The organism is Vibrio sp. 1562, from assembly GCF_033340155.1.
Lineage (GTDB): Bacteria > Pseudomonadota > Gammaproteobacteria > Enterobacterales > Vibrionaceae > Vibrio > Vibrio alginolyticus.
Genome location: NZ_JAWOVY010000076.1, coordinates 1 through 1,483 on the forward strand (window position 1 = coordinate 1; position 1,483 = coordinate 1,483).

At 46.5% G+C, this 1,483-nt stretch carries 1 protein-coding gene and 1 pseudogene; one reads left to right on the forward strand and one right to left on the reverse strand.

What is annotated here, in order from left to right:
• A pseudogene (locus R7Z49_RS23250) lies at positions 1-377 on the forward strand (U32 family peptidase); the annotation flags it as partial.
• Positions 378-429: 52 nt separating this feature from the next.
• Here the strand turns inward: R7Z49_RS23250 and vmrA are convergent.
• Positions 430-1,483, reverse strand: a 1,054-nt coding sequence (gene vmrA, locus R7Z49_RS23255; RefSeq protein WP_318112099.1) for a sodium-coupled multidrug efflux MATE transporter VmrA, incomplete at its 5' end; no start/stop codon positions are given.

The window sequence follows — 1,483 nt, forward strand, 5'->3', positions numbered from 1 at the left end:
GCCACGGTTATCTGCCACTGGCTTACTCGGCGCGCTGCTTTACCGCTCGTGCAGAAAACAAAGCCAAAGACGACTGCGAAACTTGCTGTATTAAGTACCCAACGGGTATCCAAGTAAGCAGCCAAGAGGGACAAGAAGTCTTCAACTTAAATGGCATCCAAACGCAATCGGGCTACTGTTACAACCTGATCAACGATCTGCCAAGCATGCAAGGACTCGTTGATGTCGTTCGCTTGAGTCCATTAGGCGTAAGTACCTTCTCAGAATTGGATCGCTTCCGTTCTAACGAGCAAGGCTCAAATCCAGACAAACTATCAAGCCGCCAATGCAACGGTTACTGGCATCAATTGGCTGGCTTAGAAGTGAAGAACATTTAACTCTTCGACAAAGTAAACAGCGAGGCACTAGCCTCGCTTTTCTGCTACCAACTTAAGACGCTTGGATGCTCGGTTCTACTGGGCTATCCACCATCAACTTTTGGATATCACGCCAAAGCATACTCATCACAACCAGACTTAACGCAATGTTGGATAGCGGGAATGCAATCCAAATGCCTGTCACACCCAACAGTTTTGGCATGATGAACAAGAACGGCAGTTGGATAAGCATATTGCCCACCGTCACAAACATCGCCTTACTGCCTTTGTTGACCGCTTGATAGTAAGCCCCTGCTACCACTAAGAAACCATCCAGAAACAGTGCGAACATGTGGAGACGAATTCCCACCACAGCACTTTCGATAAGCTGCTGATCCGCGTCATTAAAGACGGATACGAGCTGGTACGGGAAAAGGTTCATCAATACCACGAACACAACACCACCTAAAACCGATGCCCCCATAGCAATTTGTAGCAACTTACGAATGTTATCTTGATTTCGTGCGCCATGGTTGTAGCTCACCAAAGGCTGCATACCATTGGCAATGCCTTCCGCCACGAGATAATAGACCGTCACGATATAGCCTAAAATGGCGTAAGCGCCGATCAAAAGCGGGCTGCCGTATTGTGCGAATAATGCGTTGTGCAGAGCTACCATCGTAGATCCATAAGCGTACATAAAAAAGCTGGATGTCCCGATAAGCACAATTTTAGGAATAGCATCCAATTGCACTTTCAACTCTCTAAATGTTAGACGTAACTTCGCTTTAGAAGAGAAGAAGTAGCCCACACCTAGCACGGTGACAACCATCTGTGCCAATGCGGTCGCAATAGCCGCTCCTGTTAGCTCCCAGTTCATCCAAGCAATGAAAACATAGTCCAACACAATATTAATGATTGCACCTATCACCATCAAAATTGTAGCTAAGTTAGGGCTGTTGTCGTTACGTAGCAAGAATGGAACCGCAATAGAGCCAAGTGAAAAAATACACGCGACGATTAGTATCTGGAGATATTGCAAGCCCAACTCGTATACTCGCCCCTGAGCGCCTTGCCAACGAATAAAGTCATCAGCAAAGAAAAATAGAATCGTTGCGACAATAGGC